The sequence below is a fragment of the Parvularcula dongshanensis genome (assembly GCF_014199615.1).
In the GTDB taxonomy this organism is placed as follows: domain Bacteria; phylum Pseudomonadota; class Alphaproteobacteria; order Caulobacterales; family Parvularculaceae; genus Parvularcula; species Parvularcula dongshanensis.
The window spans coordinates 92307-113765 of record NZ_JACHOB010000001.1; the positions used below are offsets into that span (position 1 = coordinate 92307).

Annotated in this window: 19 protein-coding genes and 1 tRNA gene; 7 read left to right on the plus strand and 13 right to left on the minus strand. The window is 68.4% G+C overall.

The annotated features are described in order from the left end of the window. Positions 1-177: 177 nt before the first annotated feature. Together tig and GGQ59_RS00390 are read right to left on the minus strand one after the other, a co-directional pair. Positions 178-1500, minus strand: a complete 1323-nt coding sequence (gene tig / locus GGQ59_RS00385; protein ID WP_183814789.1) for a trigger factor — start codon at positions 1498-1500, stop codon at positions 178-180. Between the two features lie 121 nt (positions 1501-1621). After that, positions 1622-1706: transfer RNA gene (locus GGQ59_RS00390), tRNA-Leu, on the minus strand. Positions 1707-1851: 145 nt separating this feature from the next. On the opposite strand from GGQ59_RS00390, the gene GGQ59_RS00395 reads away from it, so the two are divergent. Continuing rightward, positions 1852-3825 (plus strand): HWE histidine kinase domain-containing protein, encoded by a 1974-nt coding sequence (locus tag GGQ59_RS00395; protein ID WP_183814791.1) that lies wholly within the window; start codon positions 1852-1854, stop codon positions 3823-3825. Further along, positions 3825-4283: a response regulator gene (locus GGQ59_RS00400; protein WP_221400808.1), complete on the plus strand. Its 459-nt coding sequence runs from the start codon at positions 3825-3827 to the stop codon at positions 4281-4283. Before GGQ59_RS00395 ends, GGQ59_RS00400 begins: the two co-directional genes overlap by 1 nt. 37 nt (positions 4284-4320) lie before the next feature. Here GGQ59_RS00400 and GGQ59_RS00405 read toward each other — a convergent pair whose 3' ends face one another. Beyond that, entirely contained in the window at positions 4321-5736 is a 1416-nt protein-coding gene (locus tag GGQ59_RS00405) for an NAD(P)H-hydrate dehydratase (protein WP_183814793.1), read from the minus strand. A 125-nt stretch (positions 5737-5861) separates the two neighbouring features. On the opposite strand from GGQ59_RS00405, the gene GGQ59_RS00410 reads away from it, so the two are divergent. Both GGQ59_RS00410 and dprA read left to right on the plus strand, forming a co-directional pair. After that, positions 5862-6200, plus strand: coding sequence for a P-II family nitrogen regulator (locus tag GGQ59_RS00410; RefSeq protein ID WP_183814795.1), 339 nt, complete (start codon positions 5862-5864; stop codon positions 6198-6200). A 169-nt stretch (positions 6201-6369) separates the two neighbouring features. Next, on the plus strand, positions 6370-7524 hold the full coding sequence (gene dprA / locus GGQ59_RS00415; RefSeq protein WP_183814797.1) for a DNA-processing protein DprA: 1155 nt from the start codon (positions 6370-6372) through the stop codon (positions 7522-7524). On the opposite strand, the gene GGQ59_RS00420 is transcribed toward dprA, so the two are convergent. Genes GGQ59_RS00420 through GGQ59_RS00430 form a run of 3 tightly spaced genes read right to left on the minus strand, consistent with a single transcriptional unit; the run spans position 7461 to position 9831 of the window. Next, complete coding sequence (locus GGQ59_RS00420; RefSeq protein ID WP_183814799.1) at positions 7461-8456, minus strand: alpha/beta hydrolase; 996 nt, start codon at positions 8454-8456, stop codon at positions 7461-7463. The genes dprA and GGQ59_RS00420 overlap by 64 nt on opposite strands. Further along, entirely contained in the window at positions 8449-8760 is a 312-nt protein-coding gene (locus tag GGQ59_RS00425) for an SCP2 sterol-binding domain-containing protein (protein ID WP_183814801.1), read from the minus strand. The genes GGQ59_RS00420 and GGQ59_RS00425 overlap by 8 nt, the downstream gene beginning before the upstream one ends. A 12-nt stretch (positions 8761-8772) precedes the next feature. Continuing rightward, a complete protein-coding gene (locus tag GGQ59_RS00430) occupies positions 8773-9831 on the minus strand; it encodes a class I SAM-dependent methyltransferase (RefSeq protein WP_183814803.1) in 1059 nt (352 codons plus the stop codon). 233 nt (positions 9832-10064) lie between these two features. Between GGQ59_RS00430 and GGQ59_RS00435 the strand changes: the two genes are divergently transcribed. Then, positions 10065-10526 (plus strand): Hsp20 family protein, encoded by a 462-nt coding sequence (locus tag GGQ59_RS00435; RefSeq protein ID WP_183814805.1) that lies wholly within the window; start codon positions 10065-10067, stop codon positions 10524-10526. A 47-nt stretch (positions 10527-10573) separates the two neighbouring features. Here the strand turns inward: GGQ59_RS00435 and GGQ59_RS00440 are convergent, their stop codons facing one another. The 6 genes from GGQ59_RS00440 to GGQ59_RS00465 all read right to left on the minus strand — a co-directional run bounded on the left by GGQ59_RS00440 (position 10574) and on the right by GGQ59_RS00465 (position 18310). Continuing rightward, complete coding sequence (locus GGQ59_RS00440; protein WP_221400809.1) at positions 10574-11941, minus strand: glucuronyl esterase domain-containing protein; 1368 nt, start codon at positions 11939-11941, stop codon at positions 10574-10576. 112 nt (positions 11942-12053) lie between these two features. After that, on the minus strand, positions 12054-13316 hold the full coding sequence (locus GGQ59_RS00445) for an RsmB/NOP family class I SAM-dependent RNA methyltransferase (protein WP_183814807.1): 1263 nt from the start codon (positions 13314-13316) through the stop codon (positions 12054-12056). Between the two features lie 54 nt (positions 13317-13370). Further along, positions 13371-14168, minus strand: coding sequence for a glucose 1-dehydrogenase (locus GGQ59_RS00450; RefSeq protein ID WP_183814809.1), 798 nt, complete (start codon positions 14166-14168; stop codon positions 13371-13373). Positions 14169-14241: 73 nt separating this feature from the next. Then, positions 14242-15885, minus strand: coding sequence for a zinc metalloprotease (locus GGQ59_RS00455; protein ID WP_183814811.1), 1644 nt, complete (start codon positions 15883-15885; stop codon positions 14242-14244). 131 nt (positions 15886-16016) lie between these two features. After that, positions 16017-17492 carry an IMP dehydrogenase gene (gene guaB, locus GGQ59_RS00460; RefSeq protein ID WP_183814813.1) on the minus strand — a complete coding sequence of 492 codons (1476 nt, stop codon included), beginning with the start codon at positions 17490-17492 and terminating at the stop codon, positions 16017-16019. Positions 17493-17497: 5 nt separating this feature from the next. Then, entirely contained in the window at positions 17498-18310 is an 813-nt protein-coding gene (locus GGQ59_RS00465; RefSeq protein WP_183814815.1) for an RlmE family RNA methyltransferase, read from the minus strand. Between the two features lie 117 nt (positions 18311-18427). Between GGQ59_RS00465 and GGQ59_RS00470 the strand changes: the two genes are divergently transcribed. Both GGQ59_RS00470 and GGQ59_RS00475 read left to right on the plus strand, forming a co-directional pair. Beyond that, entirely contained in the window at positions 18428-18880 is a 453-nt protein-coding gene (locus GGQ59_RS00470; protein ID WP_183814817.1) for a DUF2231 domain-containing protein, read from the plus strand. Positions 18881-18930: 50 nt separating this feature from the next. After that, on the plus strand, positions 18931-20358 hold the full coding sequence (locus GGQ59_RS00475) for a PQQ-dependent sugar dehydrogenase (protein ID WP_343074265.1): 1428 nt from the start codon (positions 18931-18933) through the stop codon (positions 20356-20358). Positions 20359-20361: 3 nt separating this feature from the next. Here GGQ59_RS00475 and GGQ59_RS00480 read toward each other — a convergent pair whose 3' ends face one another. After that, positions 20362-21366: a Ppx/GppA phosphatase family protein gene (locus tag GGQ59_RS00480; RefSeq protein WP_183814821.1), complete on the minus strand. Its 1005-nt coding sequence runs from the start codon at positions 21364-21366 to the stop codon at positions 20362-20364. Positions 21367-21459 lie beyond the last annotated feature (93 nt).

Sequence of the window (21459 nt, forward strand, 5' to 3'; positions counted from 1 at the left end):
TCGGGACTGAGGGCGTCGATGCTCAAGGCCGACGGTCCCGCGCTCATGACGGGTAGCCGGTAGCCGAAGAGCGATCGTACGTCCCGCGCACAAGCACCGCGGAGCACGATCTTAACTCCATCCTCCCGACCGGCGCAGCGTCAGCATAGCCCCGGTCGGTGAGAGGGAGCCGAGCGCTTACGCGCCCGGTTCTTCCATCAGTTCGTCCTTGCTGACCGTCTTCTCGGTGACTTCAGCTTGGCCGATGATGTGGTCGACGACCTTGTCCTCGAAGATCGGCGCACGGAGCTGAGCCAGCATTTCGGGCTGTTGCTGGTAGAACTGCGCGAGTTGCTGAACCGGCATGCCGTACTGCATGGCCTGCATCTGAAGCGCGCGGTTCATGTCCTCCTGCGGGACCTGCACGTTGGCCTGCCGGCCGATCTCGGCGAGGACGAGACCCAGGCGGACGCGGCGCTCGGCGATCTTCTGATACTCCTCGCGCAGCTCCTCTTCGGTCTTGTCCTTGTCCTCCTCGTCGCGCTCGGCCCCTTCGACCTGGCGCCAGATCTGCTCGAACTCGGCCTTCACCATGCTCGGCGGCAGCTCGAACTCGTGCTTCTCGTCGAGCGCGTCGAGCAGCGACCGCTTGAGGTGCAGGCGGGACTGGTTGTCGTAGCGGCCCTTGATCCGGTCGCGCACGCGCTCGCGCAGGGCGTCGAGGTCGTCGACGCCGAACTGCTTGGCGAACTCGTCGTTGATCTCGACCTCTTTGGGCGCCTCGACCGCCTTGACGGTGACGTCGAAGGTCGCGGGCTTCCCGGCCAGGTTCTCCGCGCCGTACTCCTCGGGGAAGGTCACCTCGATCGTCTTCTCGTCGCCCTTGGAGAGGCCGACGAGGCCGTCCTCGAAGCCGGGGATGAAGGAGCCGGAGCCGAGGACGAGGTCGACGTCCTCGCCCTTGCCGCCTTCGAAGGGCTCGCCGTCGAGCTTGCCGAGGAAGTCGATCTTCACCCGGTCCTTGTCCTGAGCGGCGCGATCCGTCTCTTCGTACTCGCGGTTGTTCTCGGCCAGCTCCTGAAGCTGCTCCTCGACTTCCTCTTCGGGCACCTCGGCGACCATGCGCTCGAGCTTCAGGCCGGACATGTCGGCGGGCTCGAACTCGGGCAGCACCTCGACGTGGATGTCGTATTCGAGGTCCGCTTTGCCTTCGACGACCTTGTCGATCAGGCCGTCATGAATGTGCGGATGCGGCGCCATGGCCGGCTTGACCTCGTTCTCGGAGAACGCCTTCTCCTGCGCGGCCTGCATCTCTTCCTGAATGAGCTCGCCCATCAGGTTCCGGCCGTACATCTTCTTGAGGAAGCTCACCGGCGCCTTGCCGGGGCGGAAGCCCTTGAGGTGGACCTGACCCTTGATCTCCTCGAGCTTGGAGTTGAGCTTCTGTTCGAGCTCGCTCTGCGGGATCGAGACGTGGAACTCGCGGGACAGGCCCTCGGCGCTCTTCTGGGTGACTTGCATGGCGATCGCGGCGTGACCGCGCCTTCTTCATAGCGTGGGGTGAAACGTCGGCGGCTTATTCCGCAAGCGGGCGCCAGTCTCAAGGGGGCGCATGCGGGAACGCTGCGCGGCTTCCCGAAAGTGGTGCGGATGGGGAGACTCGAACTCCCACGCCTTGCGGCACTGGAACCTAAATCCAGCGCGTCTACCAATTCCGCCACATCCGCGCGGGTCGACGCGCTACAACACGACCCCTGCGCCGTCCAGCGTCGTTACGTCCATCCAGGCTGGCGTCGGCTTCCTTATTGCGCTCCGGTCATGCTCCTCTAACGAGGACGAGAGACCCGAGACCTTGGCCCGGAGCCCGACCGTATGACTCAACGGCTCTTCTTCGATGCGCAAGCCGTAAAGCTTCTCCAAGCCATCGACTGGGGGGGAACGCCATTGGGTCCGCCCGACCGGTGGCCCGACGCGCTCAAAACCCTCGCTCAGCTCGTCGCAGCGTCGCCGCAGCCCATGTTCCTGTGCTGGGGGCCCGATCGCACCTTAATTTACAACGACAGCTACGCGGAGATCCTGGCGGACAAACATCCGGCCGCGTTGGGACGGGACTTACTGGAGGTATGGAGCGAGATCCGCGAAGATCTCTCTCCGATCGTCGAGGAGGCCTATGCGGGCCGCCCCGTCCGCATGGCGGACATCACGCTGGTGATGCACCGCCGCGGCCATGACGAAGAAGCGCACTTCTCCTTCTCCTACACGCCTGTTCGGGACGCCTCCGGAGAGGTCGGCGGCTTCTTCTGCGCCTGCGAGGAGATCACCGACCAGGTGAAGGAAGAGCGCCGCGTGCGCCTTCGCGCCGACCTGACCGAGCGGCTTCGCGATCTCAACGACGCCGCGGCGGTGATCGAACGCACGAACGAACTCCTGGGGGCGTACTTTGACGCGGACTGCGTCGGCTTCGCCGAGATCGACCCCGACGGTGAGACCTACACGGTGAGGCACGAGTGGCGCAGGCCGGACTTTCCGAGCGTGATCGGCCGCCACCGCCTGAACGATTTCGGGCCGAGCCTGATCGATCGGTTGAAGCGCGGAGAGACCGTCGCGATCGAGGACGTGCGCACGCATCCGCTCACGAGGGGGCACGACGCCGCCTTCGAAGCGGTGAACGTCCGCGCCCTCCTCGACGCGCCGCTCCTGCGCAGCGGCCAGCTCGTACTGACGCTCTTCGTCCTCAGCCGCACCGCGAGGCGATGGCTGGCCGGCGACGTCGAGCTCGCGCGGCAGAAGGCCGAGCGGACGTGGCAGATCCTCGAACGGGTGCGGGCGGACAAGGCTCTGCGGGAGGAACACGCCTTCCTGGAGGCAATTATCGAGACCGCGCCCATCGGTATCTCCATCACCAGAGAGCCTTTGGACCTGCCGCCCATCATCAACCGCGAGGCGCGCCGTCTGCTTGGGGTCGAGGAGTTCGTGGGCGACCTCGGACGGTACCAAGTGCTCGGCGCGGTCCATCGGGACGGGACGCCCTACGCGACGGAGGACTACCCGACGGTCAGGGCCCTGCGGCGCGGAGAGACGATCGAGGACGAGCCGATGACCTACCGCCGCGGCGCGGAGAGCCGCCGCTGGCTCGTGAACTCCAAGCCTCTGCGGGCCGAGAACGACGAGATCATCAGCGTGATCACCACGATCAACGACATTGAGGATCGTCTGAGGGCCGAAGAGGCCGTTCTTCTCGTCAATACCGAGCTCCGGCACCGGGTGAAGAACCTCTTCGCCATCATCCGAAGCCTCGTCGCGCTGACAGGACGGGACGAGACGGACGTCGCCGCGCTGAAGACGAAGCTTCTCGGCCGCATCGACGCCCTCGCCGCCGCACACATGCTGAGCGTCGAGGAGGAAGACCGGGAGCTCGTCGACCTCGCGCAGATCGTCCGGGCGATCGTTGCCCCCTACGACCGGCAGCTGCACCTCGAAGGACCGGCGGTGCAAGTGCCGGTGAGGATGGTCACGCCGCTGGGTCTCATCCTTCACGAACTCGCCACGAACGCTGCGAAGTACGGTGCGTGGGCGCGCGAGGGCGGCGATCTGACCGTCTCCTGGCGGTGGGAGGCGACGGACGTTTCCGTCCTGCGGCTGGAGTGGTCGGAGAGGTGGGCCCGGCCGGTGCCGGTCGATCCGGGCTCGAGGGCCGGGTTCGGGACCAAGCTGATGCGCTCCTCCGCCTTGCAGCTCGATGGCGAACTGACACAGCGGACGGACCTTTACGGACTGCACACGATCTTCGTATTCCCCTGTCCGGAGGCCGCACCGAGAGGCGCGCAACAGGAGGAGCCTGCGTAGTGAACCCGCTCGCCTACTTCGCTTCGAACGATTCCGGCTTTCCCGCCTTCGGCTCGAGCGCCGATGAGCCAGCCGACCTTACAGCACTGCGCGGCAAGCGCGTTCTCCTCGTCGAGGACGAGGCGCTCGTTGCGATGGAGCTGGAGTTGGCGATCGAGAACGTCGGCGCGGAGGTGATCGGTCCGGCGTCGACGCTGGCCCGCGCGGAAGAGGCGACGCGAGCTGAGCGGATCGACGCCGCCATCCTCGACATCAACCTCAACGGCCAGGACGTGTTTCCCGTCGCGGACTACCTGGTCGCGCGCGGCATCCCCTTCGTCTTCCAGACCGGGCACGGCCAGCGGCGCGACCTGGTGGAGCGCTACCCTGACGTTCCCATCTGCAAGAAGCCCCAGCCCTCCTCCGCGGTGCTGCAGGCACTTGGCGAAGTCGTGCGGCGGCGGTCGCAGCCAAGCTGAGAAGAACGCTCTTTCCTGCCCTGGACGCTGCCCCGGCCTAACGCGTCGCGACCGCGCGGCCAGCCTCGCGAAGAAGTCCCGGCAGATCGTCTGCGGTCACGCCCCTGCCGCCGCGCTGCCCAGCCAAGCCATGGAGGTATGCGCCCGCACAGGCCGCATCGTGAGCGCCCAGTCCCTGCGCCATCAGTCCGGCGATCGCGCCGGTAAGCACGTCCCCGGCGCCTGCCGTGGCGAGCCAGGGCGTCCCGCTCGTGTTGATGACGGGCACTCGGGAGGGCGTCGAGATGACGGTGTCCGCTCCCTTGAGAAGCACGGTCGTCCCCGCCCGCGCGGCGGCAGCCGCGGTCATCGATAGCTTGTCGCCCTGAATGTCGGGGAAGACGCGCCCGAACTCGCCGATGTGGGGCGTCAGGACGGCCTTCTCGTGAAGCGCTTGCATGAGCGTGTCGGGATCGTCTTCGAACACCGTCAGCGCGTCGGCATCGACGACGATGGGGACGCGCGTCTCCAACGCCGCCAGGACGTGGCTTCGCGTCGCGTCGGTCCGACCGGCGCCGGGACCGATCACCAGCGCCTTCGCCTTCGACGCCTCGATCAGCCGCTTGGCCGACGCTGCGTCCGTAACCGGCTTCACCATGATCGCGTCGAGATGCGCGGCGTAGATGTCGAGCGCCTCCTCCGGGCTGGCGACCGTGACGGCCCCCGCCCCGATCCGGGCGGCACCATGCGCGCTCAAACGGGCGGCGCCCCCGGCGATGCGCGGCCCCCCGAAGACCAGCACCGCCCCGCGCGCGTACTTGTGCGTGTCGCGTTCGGGTACCGGCAGGGTCCACAGGCAGGGCCCGTTCCAATGCGCGTCCGGTTCTGCATCTTGAGGCAGACCGATGTCCGTGACGACGAGTTCGCCTCGTAGGCCGAGGCCGGGTGACAAGAGATGCCCCGGCTTCGGCGCGTGAAAGGTCACGGTCACCTCGGCTCGTGCGGCGGTTCCGAGGACAGAACCGGTCGCGCCGTCCACGCCGGAAGGCAGATCGATGGCGACGACCGGAACGGCCGCCTCAGCCAAGGAATCCAGCGCTCCCCTCGCGTCTCCCACCAGCGGCCGCGACAAGCCGGCGCCGAACAGGGCATCGATGACCAGTCCCGCCGCTTCGGGCCGGAACGCCCGCAGAGGCTCGGCCGTGAGGCCCGATCCCTTCGCGACCTGACCCGCTGCCCCCGTCAGATCCTTCTGCGGGGTCAGCGTGTAGACGGTCACCGGCCAGTCCGCTGCGCGGAGGAGCCGTGCGATCGCCCAACCGTCCGCGCCGTTGTTCCCGGGGCCGCACAGGACTGCCGCCGGCCTTCGGGTGTAGCGGCCGCGGATCACCCGCACGCAGGACCGAGCGGCCCGCTCGATCAGAGAGGTTTGCGACGTTCCCCCCGCCACCGCCCGCGCGTCGAGGCGTGACATGCTCTCTGGCAGAAGCACACAAGTCGCGCGATATCGCTCTTTGGGACTAGTCATATGAGATTTTCTGCCCCAGTCTTACCGAATCTGCTATTAAGCGGTTCGGAACACACACCGGGGACAGACCGATGAAGAAGATCGAAGCCATCATCAAACCCTTCAAGCTCGACGACGTGAAGGAAGCCCTCCAGGCCCTGGGCCTCAAGGGGATGACGGTGTCCGAAGCACGTGGGTTCGGCCGTCAGAAGGGGCACACCGAGCTCTACCGTGGCGCCGAGTACGTGGTCGACTTCCTTCCCAAGCTGAAGCTGGAGGTCGTCGTCGACGACGGCGTCGTCGACGAGACGCTGCGCGCCATCACCGAAGCGGCGCAGTCGGGCCGCATCGGCGACGGCAAGATCTTCGTGACGCCCGTCGAACAAGTCGTCCGCATCCGGACCGGAGAGACGGGCGCCGCCGCCCTCTGACCTCGGCGCGACGCGCGGCACACAGCTACTAGGCGCTTCGGTCTGTCTCGGAGCGCTTCGTTCTGCCGTCCGCACGTATCGCCTCGCGCTGCTCGCTCAGGCCTACCCAACGCTTGCGAACACGGTACGGTCCCTGGCTTGACGGGGCTGTGAGGATGGGCGGGGCGGTATGGACCTACGGGAGCTGAGCGACAAACAGCGGGCAGATTGGCTGCGCCTCTCGCGCTCGCGCGGTGTCGGCCCTCAGACCTTCTCGCAGCTGCTCGCCCGCTTCGGCTCCGCGGCAGCCGCCCTCGAGGGCACGAACGCGGCCGCAAGGGCGGCGGGACATCGAGGATTCGTCCTGGCCGATCGCCAATCGGTCGACGCGGAGATGACGCGCGGCGCCCGTCTCGGTGTCCGCTACGTGGCAAGCTGCGAACCGGGCTATCCCGCCGCTCTGCGCGCGATCGCCGACCCGCCCCCGGTCATAGGAATGCGCGGCGATCCGCGGCTCGCCCGCGGCGACGGCGTCGCGCTCGTCGGCGCCCGCAACGCCTCCCTCGCGGGGCGGCGCTTGGCAGCGAACCTGGCACGCGACCTCGGACGCGAGGGGTTCGTGGTCGTCTCCGGGCTCGCGCGCGGGATTGACGGCGCGGCGCACGAAGCATCGATCGAGACGGGCACGGTCGCCGTCGTCGCCGGCGGACTCGACAAGGTCTACCCGCCCGAGCACGACCGGCTGATGGCCGCGATCATCGAACGCGGCTGCGTCGTATCGGAGATGCCGCTCGGCTTCGTCGCGCGAGCCCGAGACTTCCCGAAGCGCAACCGCATCGTATCGGGCCTCTCACGCGGGGTCGTGGTCGTGGAGGCGGCCGAACGGTCGGGCACGCTGATCACCGCCCGCCTCGCCGCCGAGCAGGGACGCGAAGTCTTCGCCGTTCCAGGCTCCCCGCTGGATCCGCGCGCGCACGGGACGAACAAGCTGATCCGCTCGGGCGCCACCCTCGTGCAAAGCGCGAGCGACATTATCGAGGGCTTGCAGGGCATGACGAGCCGAATACAGGAGGATCCGGCGGCCTACACGCCGCCTGCCTCCGCCCCGGCCGACGAGGCGGCGCGCCGAAAGCTGGCCGCGCGCCTTCACGACCTCCTCGGCTACACGCCGGTCCACCGCGACCACCTGATCCGCGAGGCCGAAGCGCCGCCCAGCCACGTCGCGGACGCTCTTCTGGACCTCGTTCTCGCAGGCCAGGCGTCCGAAGTGCCCGGCGGGCTCTACGTGCGCGGGGCAGACGATGCGTCCACCGACGTCGCGATCGGCAGCCGCTCGTCGACGTAACCGTCGAACGCGGCCCAGAACTGATCCCGGTAACGGTCGAGTTCCATGAGGAGTTCGTGCCTCGCGCCCTCGACGCTCACTAGCTTGATCTTCTCGGGATAAGCGGCGGCAAGCGCGTGGTGGTGCGAGGCGTCGACCGTCTCGTCCCGCGACGCGGACACTAGGAGGACCTTGAAGGGCAACCGGTCGAGCGCTCCGGGCGCCGCGATCCGCTCGTTCGCGGCGAGCGCCGCGGCGAGCCAGTCGAACTTCGGCGGTCCGGCGGCGGCGTCCGGCGCCGCCTCGAGAAGCTTGCGGAAGCGCCTGTGTCGGCGTTCGTCCTGCGTCAGCACGTTGCCTTCGAACCGGGCCGACTGCTCGCGTGCGCCGGGCACGGAAGACCGCCCCTTCCCGATCGCGATCCCGGCCCGCAGGATCGCCCTGGTGGCCGCGGTCTTCAGCCGCCCCGAGAAGAGGTTGGTGAAGGGCGCGGAGAGCGCCGCCCCCGCGAGGCCCTGCCCCTGCCCCTCCACGAGCCATTCGAGCGCGATCAAGCCACCCATGCTATGGGCCATGAGGACGTAAGGCCCGGCTTCTCTCGCCTTGAGCGCCTCGAAGCAGGCCGTGAGGTCCGACACGAAGACGCGGAAGTCCGTGACGTGCCCGCGCATGTCGCCGTCTTGCAGGCGCTGGCTGTAGCCCTGCCCCCTCGGATCGCAAACGAGGACGGCGAAGCCCCTTTCGTGAAGCTCGCCTGCGACCTCGGCGTACTTCTCGGCGAACTCGGACCAGCCGGGCATCAGGAGCACCGCCCCCCGCCGCCTCCGGCCGCGCGGCAGGGGATAGTGCACGACGCGCAGGCGCGCGCCGTCCTCCGCCTCGACGTAGGCCGCCTGCGCGCCGTCGGGCTGAGGCGCTTCTTCGATCCTGATCAGCGGCGCGCTCTCAGCCATTGCCGACCTCGAGCCGTGCCATCACCGACATGTCGCCGCTGATCTTGAGGCGGGACGAGATGAACGCGCTTTCGAGCCGCCGCTGCTCATTGGTGAACAGGCGCTCCAAGGTGAGGCCTTCCGCACGCCACAGGCAGAAGCCGCCCGCGACGCCGGGCGGCGAGCCGGCCTGCACGAGCGGCTCACGCTCGCGGCCGTCGACCCAGAAGCTTTGCGACCTGTCCGTCACCTCGACACGAATGACGCCCGCGAACCCCTTCGAGAAGAAGGTCCGCGCGGCCGCCATCAGTTCGTCCAGACCCATCGCGATGACGCGCTACTCCATGAGGGCGCCGTCGGCGGCGAGCGGCTTCTGGAACTTCAAGGTGAAGCGGTCGCTCTCGCCGATGGCGGCGTACTCTTCGGGATCGAAGTCCGCGGGCGCCGCGCCGTCGCTGCCGCTCGTGCGCGAGGTCGGCGGCAAGGTCCAGACGCCGAAGGGGTGGTCCGCGTCGTCCTGCGGGTTCGCGTTCGCCTCGGAACTGCCGAGGTACTCGAAGCCGGCGCTCTCGGCGAGGTCGCGGACAGTGGAGACCTTCACATACCCCGACGACCGCTCCATCGCATCGTCCGCATCCTCCGGCAGGCGGTGGTCGACGACGCCGAGTACGCCGCCCGGTTTCAAGGCTTCGTAGAAGCCCGCGAAGGCGTCCTCCGCGAAGCCGTTCATGACCCAGTTGTGCACGTTGCGGAAGGTCAGGACCATGTCCGCCGACCCGGCGGGGGCGACGTCGATCTTGTCCGCGGCCAGGACGGACATGTTGACGTCGCCATAGGTGTCCTCGTCTTCGACGAAGGTTTCACGGAAGCGCTGGAGGCCGTCCTTCATGTACTGGCTGTCCGCCTCCGGATCGAACCCGGCGGCGTAGTAGGTGCCGCCGCCCTCTGCGAGGTAGGGGGCGATGACCTTGGTGTACCACCCGCCGCCCGGCCAGACCTCGACGACCGTCATGTCGGGCTCGAGGCCGAAGAACGCCAGCGTCTCGGCAGGGTGACGGTACTGGTCGCGGGCCCGCTCCTCGTCCGTGCGCCAGTCGCCCTCGAGGATCGCCTCGATGTCCATCTCACCGTCGCCCTCCGGCTCGTCCGGCTGGGGCTGGGGATCCGTTCCGATCGGCGCGTTGGGGTTGGGCGAGCCCTCGGGATTGATGCCGGGCGTGTAGACCGTGCCGGACTCGTCGGGCGCCATGTCGCCCCGCTCGGTCGGCTGATCGGGGGCCTCCGTGCCGGGCGCGTTCGCCTGACCGTCGCCTTCTTGCATTTCCTGGGAAGCGCCCGGCTCGCCGCAGGCGCCGAGGAGGGGCACGAGGGCTAAGAGGGCAAGGGTCTTACGCATGGTCGGCTCCTTCGAGCTGGCTCTTCGCTCCGCGAGTTAGCGCGCTCCGTCCGGCCTTCCCACTCTGCGTTGCAGGGCGACCCAGCCTTCTGCCTCGATCTTGAAACGACGCCGTCGAGTTCCCAACTCCTGGAGGCCGGCGGCCCTGTGGCGCCGGTCCGGAGCCGCCTCGCCGCCGTCAGGGGCGATCAAGGGTCCGGAACGTACTCGCTAGACTTAGGAGAACGAGACCTATGCGTACCTACGACATGACCCCCCTCCTGCGTTCGACCATCGGGTTCGACCGCCTCTTCAACGACCTCCTCGACGGCGCGACCAAGTCCGACGCGGGCTACCCGCCCTTCAACGTCGAGCTTCTGGGCGAAGATGCCTACCGCATCACGCTTGCGGTCGCCGGCTTCGCCGAGGACGAGATCGAGATCGAGGTGAACGACCGCGCCCTTCGGATCTCCGGCAGCCATGCCGACGACGAGACCGAGCGCAAGTTCCTGCATCAGGGCATCGCCGGGCGTAGCTTCGAGCGCCGTTTCCAGCTGGCCGAGCACGTCCGCGTCACCGGCGCGAACCTCGCCAACGGCCTTCTGAACGTCGAGCTGACCCGCGAGGTCCCCGAGGCGAAGAAGCCGCGCAAGATCGAGATCAACGCGAAGCCGTCCACGGCGCAGGTGATCGAAGCCAACCGCGACGCCGCGTAAGCGCGCTGTCATCGACGAAGTATGGGGGCGCCTTCGGGCGCCCTTTTTTACCGCCCGCTGGCGCCGCCCTCCGCCTTCGCACCGAGCTCGCGCGCGGCGAAATCGAGGAAGTACGGCCAGTTCAGGTGGTTCGAGTGGCCGTCCCGGTGCTGGCGGAAGGCAAGCGTACCGTCCGTGAGGCCGACCCCCGGGCCTGGAAACTCCACGTCCGGCAACCCTTTCTCGCCTAGAAGCTCGTAGACGGGCGAGGCGGCCTCGGTCGCCATGAAGATGCCGACCGGATCGACCCAGGCGTCGCCCTCCTCCGCCGTGCCCGTTCCCATGAAGAGGGGCCGGGGCGCGGACAGGGCGATCAGCTCGTGCGCGTCGATCGGCAGGTCGTCCCAGCCGAGGGGGCCGGCATACTTCAGGAAGTTTCCGGCCATCCAGTGATACTCGCCGGACGAGGCGATGTTCTCGACGACCTCGCCGTTGTCGCGGCGGTAGAGCGATCCGCCTCCTTCGCCGGACGAGCCCGAGAAGCCGGCCGCGAAGCGCTCGTCATAGGCCATGGTGACCAGCACCGCCTTGCCGTAGCGCGACAGCCCCTCGACGGCGACCCGCTCACCGTCGATCTCGGACATGTCCTCCAGGTGATCGAGGACCCGGCTCGCGCCCCAGGCCCAGGCGCGCAGAGCGCCCCAATCGTCCGCGTCGCGCGGTCGACCCTTATTGGTCAGGCCGATGATCCCTTCGGCCAGGCCCGCGCCGTCGTCGGCCTGAACCGTCGTCGGCACGAACTCTATATGGGCCCAGCCGCGTGAAAGCACGCGCTCGGTCGCAGAGGGCGAAGGCGGCTCCCAGCCGGCGGGCGGCTCGAAGCCGGCAGGAAAGCGGAAGACGAAGCTCAGGACCGCCGGGACCGGTCCCTTCACTTCGGCGGGGGTGGTGACCGTCATCTCCATGTCGACGGCCACCGCGGGATAGGCGCTGTTGTCGACGTGGCCGACATAGTCGCGCACGATCGCGGGGACGCCCGCGACCTCGGCCTCGCGCTCCTCGGTCACGGACCAGGTCACCGCGGGCGTTTCTTCCGGCACGTAGCCGTAGATCTCTCGGCTGAAGAGGTCGAGCAACTCGGCCCGCCGCGCGGGCCAGTCCTCCGCGTCGACCACCGGCGCGCCGTCCTCCATAAGGAGCGGGTCCGGCAGATCCGGGTAGGGATTCGACGCCGCCTCGTCGTAGTTCGCAGCGTTCGCGGCCTCTGGGTTCATGCCGTCGCGCCCCGGCCGCAGCTCATCGATGCCGAGAAGGTCGAGAAGGCGCCGGTGGTCCTCTTCCGCAGTGAGCGGAGCCGGCGACTGCGCGTCGGCAGCGGACCCCAGGACCGTCGCCACGGCGAACAGCGTTGCGATGCGACGAGTGCTTCTTCTCACCAGGGTGATCTCCTCATTCCAGGCTCGCGGACGCTACCGGGCGCCGCGCGCCCGGTCCATGCAGCGCTACGGACCGGCGGACCGGACAGAGGCCTAGGCTTCTTGCCGGCCCTTACGGTGCCCGGCGCAACCGGGTGATCGTGAAACCGTCCGTTCCGCTATTGGCGGGAGAAAGCCGAAGGGCGCCGTCGCTCTCAAGCTGGGACAAGCGCTGCCGCCCTGCCGCGGTGAGCTTGTCCGCCGGGATCGCGGCCGCCGCGCTCTCACGCTCGAACGCCGGGTATCCTGCGAGGAAGGCATCGATGCGGTCGTCGTTCTCTTCGCGGAAGACCGAACAGGTCACGTAGAGGAGCACGCCGCCGGGCTTAACGTAGTGAGCCGCTTGAGCGAGCACCTGATCCTGCTCGGCGATCCGCTCGGCGAGCTGCGCTTCGGTCAGGCGCCACTTGGTGTCCGGTCGGCGGCGCCAAGTGCCCGAGCCCGAACAAGGCGCGTCGACGAGGACGAGGTCCATCCTGCCTTCCAGGTCGTCCAGCCCCTCCCCCGCCGCGGGGCTGCGAACCTGAACGTTCCGTACGCCCGCCCGGCGCAGTCGCTCGTGGATCGGCGCGAGGCGGCGAGGGTCGGCGTCGTAGGCGAAGATCTGCCCCTTGTTCTCCATCAGCGCCGCGAGCTCGAGCGTCTTGCCGCCGCCGCCCGCGCAGAGGTCGAGAACTTGCGCACCGGCGACCTGGCCCGCGCAGAGCCCGGCGATCTGGCTGCCCTCGTCCTGCACCTCGACCCAGCCTCGCCCATAGGCGGGGATGACGGTCACTGCGGGCGCCCGCTCGGCGGCGGGCGGCGCGGGCACGCGCAGCGCTGCGGCCACGATCGGCGCCGGCTGCGCACCGATCGTGGCGCAGGCCTTGGCCGCCTGCTCGGACGTCGCCTTGAGGGTGTTGACGCGGAGGTCGACGGGCGCACGGGCGGAGAGCGCAGCGACTTCGGCGGCAGCGTTCCCTGCCCGCTCCAGGAGGGGCAGGCACCACGCCGGCACGTCCGGCATACCCAAAGGCACCGCTGCCTGCTCGTCATCTTCCAGCGCCCCGGGGCCGTGCGGCGCGTCCCCAAAGGCAGCCGCGACGCGTTCGGCGGTCCAGCCCCACTCGACCTCGAGCGTCAGTCGCAGCGCGATCCTGACGCTTTCCTCGCCGCGCAGCGAGCGCCAGCGCCGCAGCGCGTCGAGGCACAGTCCCGAGACGAAGGCGCGATCCTTCGAGCCCGCATAGCGCGCGCCCCGCCCCCAGTCGGCGAGCGCGACCTTGAGCGGCACCCTGCGCGACCAAAAGTCGTCGAGAACGGCCTTGGCCGCTGCGATTCGTCCGCCGTCGCGCATCCGTCCTCCTCAACGAAAGGGGCTGCGTTGCCGCGCCTCGAGGCGCAGCGCAAGTCAGCCATTGCCGATGAAGCCCGGATACAGGCTCATCCCCCCGTCGATCGTGAGGGTGACGCCGGTGACGTAGTCCGCTTCGTCCGACATGAGCCACGCGACGGCATGCGCGACGTCCTCCGGCTCGCCGAGCCTGCCATAGGGGATCAGCTTCAGAAGCTCGCGCCGTTTGTCTTCGTCGGACCAGACATCCTCGTTGATGGCGGTGGCGATGGCGCCCGGCGCGACCGCGTTGACGCGGACGCCCTGCGCCGCGACTTCCTGCGCGACGGACTGCATGAACATCTGCACCCCGCCCTTGGCCGCCGCGTAGTTCGTGTGCCCTGCCCAGGGAATGAACTGGTGCACGGAGGAGACGAAGACGAGGGCGCCTTTGGCCCGAATGCCGCCCGAAGGCTCTTGGTCCTTCATGTGCCTGAGCGCCGCGCGAGCGCACAGAAAGGCGCCGTCGAGGTCCACCTTCATGACCTTGCGCCATTGTTCGAGCGACATCTCGGTCAGGTCCGCGTCGGCCTGCAGCCCTGCGTTGATGACGACGCCGTCGATCCGTCCGTAGGCGTCGAGGAACCGGCCGAAGGTGCGCTCGACGTCGGCTTCGTCGGAGACGTCCCCGCCCACGGCGATCGCCCGCCCCCCCGCCTCTTCGATGCGCCTGACGACGTCCTGTGCCCGTTCCTCGCCGGAATGGTAGCCGACGCCGACCCGGGCGCCCGCCCTGCCAAGACGCAGGGCGACCCCCTCGCCGATGCCGGAGCTGCCGCCGGTAACGAGGATGGCGCGGCCGTCTAGCGTGGTCATAAAAAAACTCCCTCGGCTTGCACCGAGGGAGTGTAGGTCGCGAAGGCGGCGAGGCCGCCCTCGATCGGCGAACTTACTGCGCGTCGACGAAGGGCGCGTTCCCGATCGGGCGGTCCACCTGATAGACGATCAGGTCGTAGTCGCCCTGCAGCAGCGTCCGGTTTTCAGGTGTGTCGAGCGGGATCGGGAAGAAGGTCCCGTCGCCGTTCGGCACGTAAGCGACCGGCTGCGGCAGCACCTCGAGCACGTACTGGCCGTAGGACGGCACCTCGATGTCGACCAGCAGCGGGTCGTAAGGCTCGAAGGTCTGCGCGTTCTGCGAGACCAGCGTCCGGGACCCGTTCCGCTCGACCTTGTAGAGGTTGAGATAGGCGATGACCGGGTTCTCGATGAAGGTGTCGGAGAAGCTGATCAGCTCGGCGTTGATGAACATCGAGCGCTTCGCGGTGAAGACGAACTCGTCGGAGTCGCCGATGCCGTCGAGCGAGCCTTGGACCCACGCGGTGTCCATGGCCACGTACTTGCCGCCGGCGTTCTTGCCCTCGACGATGGTGTTGGGAACCATGGTCCGCTTGAGGTCGAGGCGTTTGGCCCCTGCCCGTTTGTCGTCGGCGAGCGCCGCTTCGTCGGCGATGCGCGCATCCTCGGCGAGCAGAAGCTTCAGCGCGGACCGCTCGGAGAAGAAGCGGTTCTGGTTGGCCGAACCCGCCAGCGGCAGTCCGACGCTGGCGCCGGACGCCATCAGGTGCAGGATCGCCTCGTCGCCGTCCTGCGGCCCTTCATAGACGGGGATGAAGGTGCCGGGGGCGGGCACGCCCGTGCTCGGCAGGCCGTCATCCGGTGCACCGAAGCTGTCGTGGTGGCGAAGGCCGACCGCGTGGCCGACCTCGTGCGCGCCCGTATTGGCCGCCTGGTTGCGGATCGCCGTCGCGTAGCCGGCCTCGTCGGGAGAAAGGCCCGACAGAGCGCCGAACGTCCCCGGCGAGAAGGCGTTGTAGAGCAGGTTCCAGAAGTTGACGTCGGAGAAGGCGCCCGTCGCGTAGTCGTCGTTGCCGAAGTCGATGCCCTGCGCTTGGCCGAACAGGATGTTGAACGCGTAAGACCCACTGTCGGTCTCGTAGAGCGTGATGTTGGTCCCGCCCGGCCTGGTCCCGTCGGAGAAGTAGTCGTTCAACGTGTAGTCGATCGTCGCGTAAGGACCGCTCGCGGGCGGCGTCGTGACGATCTCGATGTCGAACGGCGCGTAGTCCGCGGCGACACGGTCGCGGATCGCGGCGCGGTCTTGCGGCGTGAAGACGTAGTCGTCGAGGTAGAGTTGGTAGAGGAACTCGCCGGTTTCGTAATCGAGCACGTCCACTGGGTAGATAGGCGAGCCCGTATTATCGAACTTCAGGTAGATCACCTGCGGCGCCGTGCGGGTACGCCGGATCGCCCGGCCCGAGCCCTGGAAGCGGACCGAATCGGCAGAGAAGTCCGCACGCGGGGCGTTGGCGCCCTCTTCGTCCTGAGCGCTCGCGGCAGCCCGCGCGGCGATAGCCTTGCGGATCTTGTTCTTCGCCGTGTCACAGGTCGGAACGCACTCGTCGTTCTGGATCCTGTAGCCCAGGACCTCGTCGCTTTTCAGCTCGGTCTTGGTCACGCGCTTCGGCGCAGCGGTGGCACCGGTCATGCCGCAGAGAAGCGCGGCGACGGCCGCGCAGGTCAGGAGAGACTTCATTCGAATGCCCTGTTGTACGCCGCGGAACGCGGCATCATGGCATTCTCGTCACAGTTGACCCTCGTTCCGCAATGGCACGATGGTTAATATGCAGTAACGTGTGGAACCGCGACGAGGTTCCCGCTTCCCGCTCAGTTGGGGCTCGGATAGTTCGGCGCTTCCCGGGTGATCGAGACGTCGTGGACGTGACTCTCGCGAAGGCCCGCATTGGTGATCTTCACGAAGCGCGCCCGCTCCTGCATGTCCTGAAGCGTCCGCGCGCCGACATAGCCCATGGAGGCCCGCACGCCGCCGACGAGCTGGTGAAGGATGGGCGCGATCGGTCCCTTGTAGGGCACGCGGCCCTCGATCCCTTCGGGCACGAGCTTCATCTGTTCCTTCACGTCTGCCTGGAAGTAGCGGTCGGCAGAGCCGCGCGACATCGCAGTGATCGAGCCCATGCCCCGATAGGATTTGTACGAACGACCCTGGTAGAGGAACACCTCGCCGGGCGCTTCGTCCGTACCCGCAAGAAGGCTGCCGATCATGCAGACCGAGGCGCCCGCGGCCAGAGCCTTGGCCATGTCGCCCGAGTACTTGATGCCGCCATCGGCGATGACGGGGACATTATCCTCGCGCCCTGCCCGCGCGGCGTCCATGACGGCCGTCAGCTGCGGCACGCCGACGCCTGCGACGATGCGCGTAGTGCAGATCGAGCCCGGGCCGATGCCGACCTTGATCGCATCGGCGCCCGCCCCCGCGAGCGCCTTCGCCGCTTCGTAGGTGGCGACGTTCCCCGCGATCACCTGCGTCTCGTTCGAGGCCCGCTTGATGCGCGCGACCTGCTCCGAGACCTTGGAAGAGTGTCCGTGTGCGGTGTCGATCACGACCACGTCGACGCCTGCGTCGATCAACGCCTCGACCCGTTCGTAGCCCGCATCGCCCACCGTCGAGGCTGCGGCGACGCGAAGGCGCCCCTGATCGTCCTTGACCGCGAGGGGATAGCGTTCGGACTTGTCCATGTCCTTGACCGTGATGAGGCCGACGCAGCGGTAGTCCTCGTCGACGACGATCACCCGTTCGATGCGCCGAGAGTGGATCAGCGCCCTCGCCTCGTCCTGGCTCGATCCAACCGGCACGACGGCGAGGTCGTCCTTGGTCATCAGGTCACGGACCGGACGCCCCATGTCGCTCTCGAAGCGCATGTCGCGGTTGGTCAGCACGCCGACGAGGCGGCCGACGCCCGCTTCGTCCGGGCCTTCGACGACGGGGAAGCCGGAGATGTTGCGCGCCTGCATGATCGCCCTCGCCTCGCCCAAGGTCTGGTCCGGGGTCAGCGTGTAGGGGTTCACGACCATGCCGCTTTCGTAGCGCTTGACGCGGCGGACGTGCTCGGCCTGCTCCTCGACGGTGAGGTTCCGGTGCAGAACGCCGATGCCGCCGTTCTGCGCCATCCCGATCGCCATCTCGGCCTCGGTCACCGTGTCCATCGCGGCGGACAGGATCGGGATGCCGAGCCGGATTCCGCGCGTCAGCTGCGCGGTCACGTCGACCTGAGAGGGCATGACGTCGGAGGGGCCGGGCTCGAGGAGGACGTCGTCGAAGGTCAGGGCGTCGCGGATCTGCATTGGGTCTACTCCGTCTCTCGTTCGTTCATGCGGCCTTTGAACCCCGTCGCGACGACGTACATCTCGGCCGAGTCGGCACGGGAGGCGGCGGGCTTGGCGTGGGCCACGGTGCGGAAGTCCGCCTTGAGCCTATCGAGCAGGCTCTTCTCCGAGCCGCCCTGAAAGACCTTGGCGAGGTAGGTGCCGCCGGGGCTCAAGACCTCCTCGGCAAAGCTCAGTGCCTCCTCCGCGAGCGCGATGATGCGCAGGTGGTCGGTCGCGCGGTGGCCCGTGGTGGGGGCGGCCATGTCGGACATGACGACGTCCGCCTCGCCGCCGAGGAGGTCTTTCAGGCGGCCGGGCGCTGTGTCGTCGAGGAAGTCGAGTTCGAGCACGTCCGCGCCGTCCACCGGCGGCATGCCGAGGTAGTCGATGCCGACGACGCGGCCGCGCCCCTCCGTGCGCTTCACCGCGACCTGGCACCAGCCGCCTGGGGCGGCGCCGAGGTCCACGACCCGGCCGCCGGGCTTCAGGAAGCCGAACTTGTCGTCGAGCTCGATCAGCTTGTAGGCCGCGCGGCTCCTGTAGCCTTCGGCCTTGGCGCGGACGACGTAAGGGTCGTTCAATTGCCTTTGGAGCCAGCGGGTCGAGGAGAGCTTGCGCCCCCTCGCGGTCTTCACCTTGGTCGACAGCTCGCGCGCCGCCTCCTGCTCCGCGCTCAAGGAGACGGGCTTCTTGATCCCGCGCTTCTCGGGCGTCTCGCCGAGCGCGGTCTTGGAGAGGTCGCGGCGGCGGGACTTGCCGGCGCGCGCTTTGGGAGTCTTCGGCGGTTTGGCCATGGGCGGGTGTAGCGCGAAGCTTTCCAGGATCAAGCGTCGCCGCCGAATCCTCTTGTACGGGCGCAGGGAACCCTCGTCCCCGCAAGTCATTAGCCTGTGGCAAAACGAGGAGGCCGTATGGCTTCGCCCTATCCTAGATCGACGGCGGCGATCGCAGGCCATCCGGTCCACGCGGCCCTGGTCCCCTTCCCGATCGTCTGCTTCGTCCTAACCTTGCTGACAGACCTGGCCTATTGGCGCACCGCGAACCTGATGTGGCAGAACTTCTCGTCATGGCTGCTCTTCGCGGGTCTCGTCGGGGGCGGCCTCGCCGCCGTCGCGGGCGCGATCGACCTGCTTTCGCGAGCCGAGGTGCGCGCGCAGAAGCCTGCCTGGCCCCATGCGGTCGGCAATTTGGTCGTGCTCTGCCTCGCCTTCCTCAACAGCCTCGTCCACGCGCGCGACGGCTGGACCGGCGTCGTGCCTTGGGGGATCGTCCTCTCGGTCCTGACCGTCCTCCTATTGACCGTCACGGTCTGGCTCGGCCGGGCCATGGTGTTCCGCCACGGCGTCGGCGTGAGGGCGTCATGAGCGGCTTCCTCTCCCCCCGCCGCGCGCTCCTCGGCGCCACGGTCCTCGCCATGCCGCTCCTCGCCGCTTGCGGCGGAAGCGAGCAGGACTTCGACCTTTCAAGTCAGATCGGTCCGGACCCGGTCCTGCCCGAACCGACGGAGGCGCTTCTGCCCGCGATGAAGGTCGCCGAAGTCGTGGGCTGGGAGGACGGCCAGACGCCGCAGGTTCCCGACGGGCTCACCATCACGCCATACGCCCAGGACCTCGCGAACCCCCGGACGGTCCACACCCTGCCCAATGGCGACGTGCTGGTCGTTCAGTCACGCGGCCCCGGCGGCGAGCCGGTGAACCGGCCCAAAGGCATCATTCGCGGCTGGATCATGTCGATCGCCCATGGCGGGGGCGGTGGGGCACAGAAGGAAAGCAACCTCATCACCTTGCTGCGGGACACGGACCGCGACGGCCAAGTGGACGAGCGCAGCGACCTTCTGACGGGCCTCAGCTCACCCTTCGGCGTCGCTTGGGCGGACGATACCCTCTACGTCGCCGCGACGGACGCGATCCTGCGCTACCCCTACCGGCTCGGCCAGACCCGAATCGATGCCGAGCCCACGGTGCTGACCCCGCTGCCGGGCGGGCCGATCAACCATCACTGGACCAAGGACCTCGCGCTGAGCCCGGACGGGGAGACGCTCTACGCCTCGGTCGGCTCGAACTCGAACATCACCGAGAACGGGCTCGAGGCCGAAAAGGGCCGCGCCGCGATCTGGGCCGTGGACCGCGAGACAGGCGCCAGCCGCGTCTACGCCTCGGGCCTTCGCAACCCGAACGGCCTGACCTTCAACCCAGAGACCGGCATGCTCTGGGCAGTCGTCAACGAACGCGACGAGCTCGGCCCGAACCTCGTGCCCGACTACATGACCTCGGTGCAGGAGGGCGCGTTCTACGGTTGGCCGTGGAGCTATTACGGCGACCATGTCGACAGGCGCGTCCATCCGCAGCGGCCCGACATGGTCGAGCGGGCGATCCCGCCCGACTACGCGCTGTCGAGCCACGTCGCCGCCCTCGGCCTCACCTTCTCGAACGGCTCAGCCCTGCCCGCGCCCTACGACAGCGGCGCCTTCATCGGCGAGCACGGCAGCTGGAACCGAAACTTCTTCAACGGCTACAAGGTCGTCTACGTCCCGTTCGAAGACGGACATCCCGCGGGCAAGGCGCAGGACGTCGTCACGGGCTTCATCGAGGACGACGAGGCACACGGCCGCCCGGTCGGCGTCGGCATCGACGGGACGGGTGCCCTGCTCGTCGCGGACGATGCCGGGAACACGGTGTGGCGCGTCGCCGCCGCGGACGGCTCGCGGACGGCCTCTCCGGTCGGCACGGACGAAGGCGTTCCGGCGCGGCCTACGCGTACGGCACAGTCTGCGCCGATCCCGCCCGCTCAGACGCAGATCGCGCCGGCCGTGCTGCCGAGGGGCGGTGGAAGCGGCGAGTAGCGCCTACCCGCGCCGGGTCCTGGCATGATGATCCTCCATCAGCTCGATCAGCATGCCCTCGCGAAGGCCCCTGTCGCCGACGCGGATGCGGTCGGCGGGCCAGACGCGCAGGATCCCTTCCAGGATCGCGCAGCCGGGAACGACGAGGTCTGCGCGCTCGGGCCCGATGCAAGGCTCGGCGCAGCGCCGATCGAAGCCCATCTCGCGCAGTTGCTCCGATACCCGCGCGACGTCGCTCGCGGTCAGCCACGCACCGTCGACCTCACGGCGGGTGTAGCGGGGCAGGTGCATCTTGACCCCGGCGAGGCTCGTCACCGTGCCCGACGTGCCGATGAGGTGCGCCTTCTTGCCGTCGAAGAGGGGCGCCATCGGCCCCGCCTCGGCGAAGGCTTCGACGCGCGCGGCCACCTCGGCGACCATGGCGTCGTAGGCCGCGCGATCCATGTCCCGCGCGCCGTGCTTCTCCGCCATGGTCACGACGCCGAAGGGCAATGAGGTCCAAGCCATGGTCTCGGGCGCGCCCGGCCCGAGCTTGATCCACGACATCTCGGTCGAGCCGCCCCCGATATCGAAGACCAGAACGCCTTCAGCCCCGTCGTCGATCAGGTCTGTGCAACCGCGCGCCGCGAGCTTCGCTTCTTCCTCCGGGGTGATGAGGTCGAAGCGGAGGCCCGTCTCCCTTTCGACACGGGCGAGGAAGTCGGGCCCGTTGGAAGCGAGTCGGCAGGCTTGGGTCGCGATGGCGCGCGAAGCGGTGACGTTGCGGGCCCGCATCTTGTCCGCACAGACGCTCAGCGCCTCGAGCGTGCGGGCCATGGCGGCTTCGGAAAGCCGTCCCGTCGCCGTCACGCCCTCGCCGAGCCGGACGATGCGGCTGAAGGCGTCCACCACCCGGAAGCCGTCCTGGCGAGGCGAGGCGACGAGCAAGCGGCAGTTGTTGGTACCGAGGTCGATCGCGCCGAATCGCGGGGCGGGGGGGCGACCTTTCGGTCTGGGCATGCTCGTCATGGGCGCGTCCTCGCTGGCGCGCAGACGCGCGCTTGATCAGCAGCCTAACGTCGAGGTGACGGGAGCGACAAGCCGGTTAGCGCGCTTCTGCCG

What these genes read in the sequence shown, in the direction of transcription:
- tig (WP_183814789.1), bottom strand. Translation starts at nt 1,500, where the DNA reads ATGCAAGTCACCCAGAAGAGCGCCGAGGGCCTGTCCCGCGAGTTCCAC.
- GGQ59_RS00395 (WP_183814791.1), top strand. Translation starts at nt 1,852, where the DNA reads ATGACTCAACGGCTCTTCTTCGATGCGCAAGCCGTAAAGCTTCTCCAA.
- GGQ59_RS00405 (WP_183814793.1), bottom strand. Translation starts at nt 5,736, where the DNA reads ATGTCACGCCTCGACGCGCGGGCGGTGGCGGGGGGAACGTCGCAAACC.
- GGQ59_RS00410 (WP_183814795.1), top strand. Translation starts at nt 5,862, where the DNA reads ATGAAGAAGATCGAAGCCATCATCAAACCCTTCAAGCTCGACGACGTG.
- dprA (WP_183814797.1), top strand. Translation starts at nt 6,370, where the DNA reads ATGGACCTACGGGAGCTGAGCGACAAACAGCGGGCAGATTGGCTGCGC.
- GGQ59_RS00420 (WP_183814799.1), bottom strand. Translation starts at nt 8,456, where the DNA reads ATGGCTGAGAGCGCGCCGCTGATCAGGATCGAAGAAGCGCCTCAGCCC.
- GGQ59_RS00425 (WP_183814801.1), bottom strand. Translation starts at nt 8,760, where the DNA reads ATGGGTCTGGACGAACTGATGGCGGCCGCGCGGACCTTCTTCTCGAAG.
- GGQ59_RS00430 (WP_183814803.1), bottom strand. Translation starts at nt 9,831, where the DNA reads ATGCGTAAGACCCTTGCCCTCTTAGCCCTCGTGCCCCTCCTCGGCGCC.
- GGQ59_RS00435 (WP_183814805.1), top strand. Translation starts at nt 10,065, where the DNA reads ATGCGTACCTACGACATGACCCCCCTCCTGCGTTCGACCATCGGGTTC.
- GGQ59_RS00445 (WP_183814807.1), bottom strand. Translation starts at nt 13,316, where the DNA reads ATGCGCGACGGCGGACGAATCGCAGCGGCCAAGGCCGTTCTCGACGAC.
- GGQ59_RS00450 (WP_183814809.1), bottom strand. Translation starts at nt 14,168, where the DNA reads ATGACCACGCTAGACGGCCGCGCCATCCTCGTTACCGGCGGCAGCTCC.
- GGQ59_RS00455 (WP_183814811.1), bottom strand. Translation starts at nt 15,885, where the DNA reads ATGAAGTCTCTCCTGACCTGCGCGGCCGTCGCCGCGCTTCTCTGCGGC.
- guaB (WP_183814813.1), bottom strand. Translation starts at nt 17,492, where the DNA reads ATGCAGATCCGCGACGCCCTGACCTTCGACGACGTCCTCCTCGAGCCC.
- GGQ59_RS00465 (WP_183814815.1), bottom strand. Translation starts at nt 18,310, where the DNA reads ATGGCCAAACCGCCGAAGACTCCCAAAGCGCGCGCCGGCAAGTCCCGC.
- GGQ59_RS00470 (WP_183814817.1), top strand. Translation starts at nt 18,428, where the DNA reads ATGGCTTCGCCCTATCCTAGATCGACGGCGGCGATCGCAGGCCATCCG.
- GGQ59_RS00475 (WP_343074265.1), top strand. Translation starts at nt 18,931, where the DNA reads ATGCCGCTCCTCGCCGCTTGCGGCGGAAGCGAGCAGGACTTCGACCTT.
- GGQ59_RS00480 (WP_183814821.1), bottom strand. Translation starts at nt 21,366, where the DNA reads ATGACGAGCATGCCCAGACCGAAAGGTCGCCCCCCCGCCCCGCGATTC.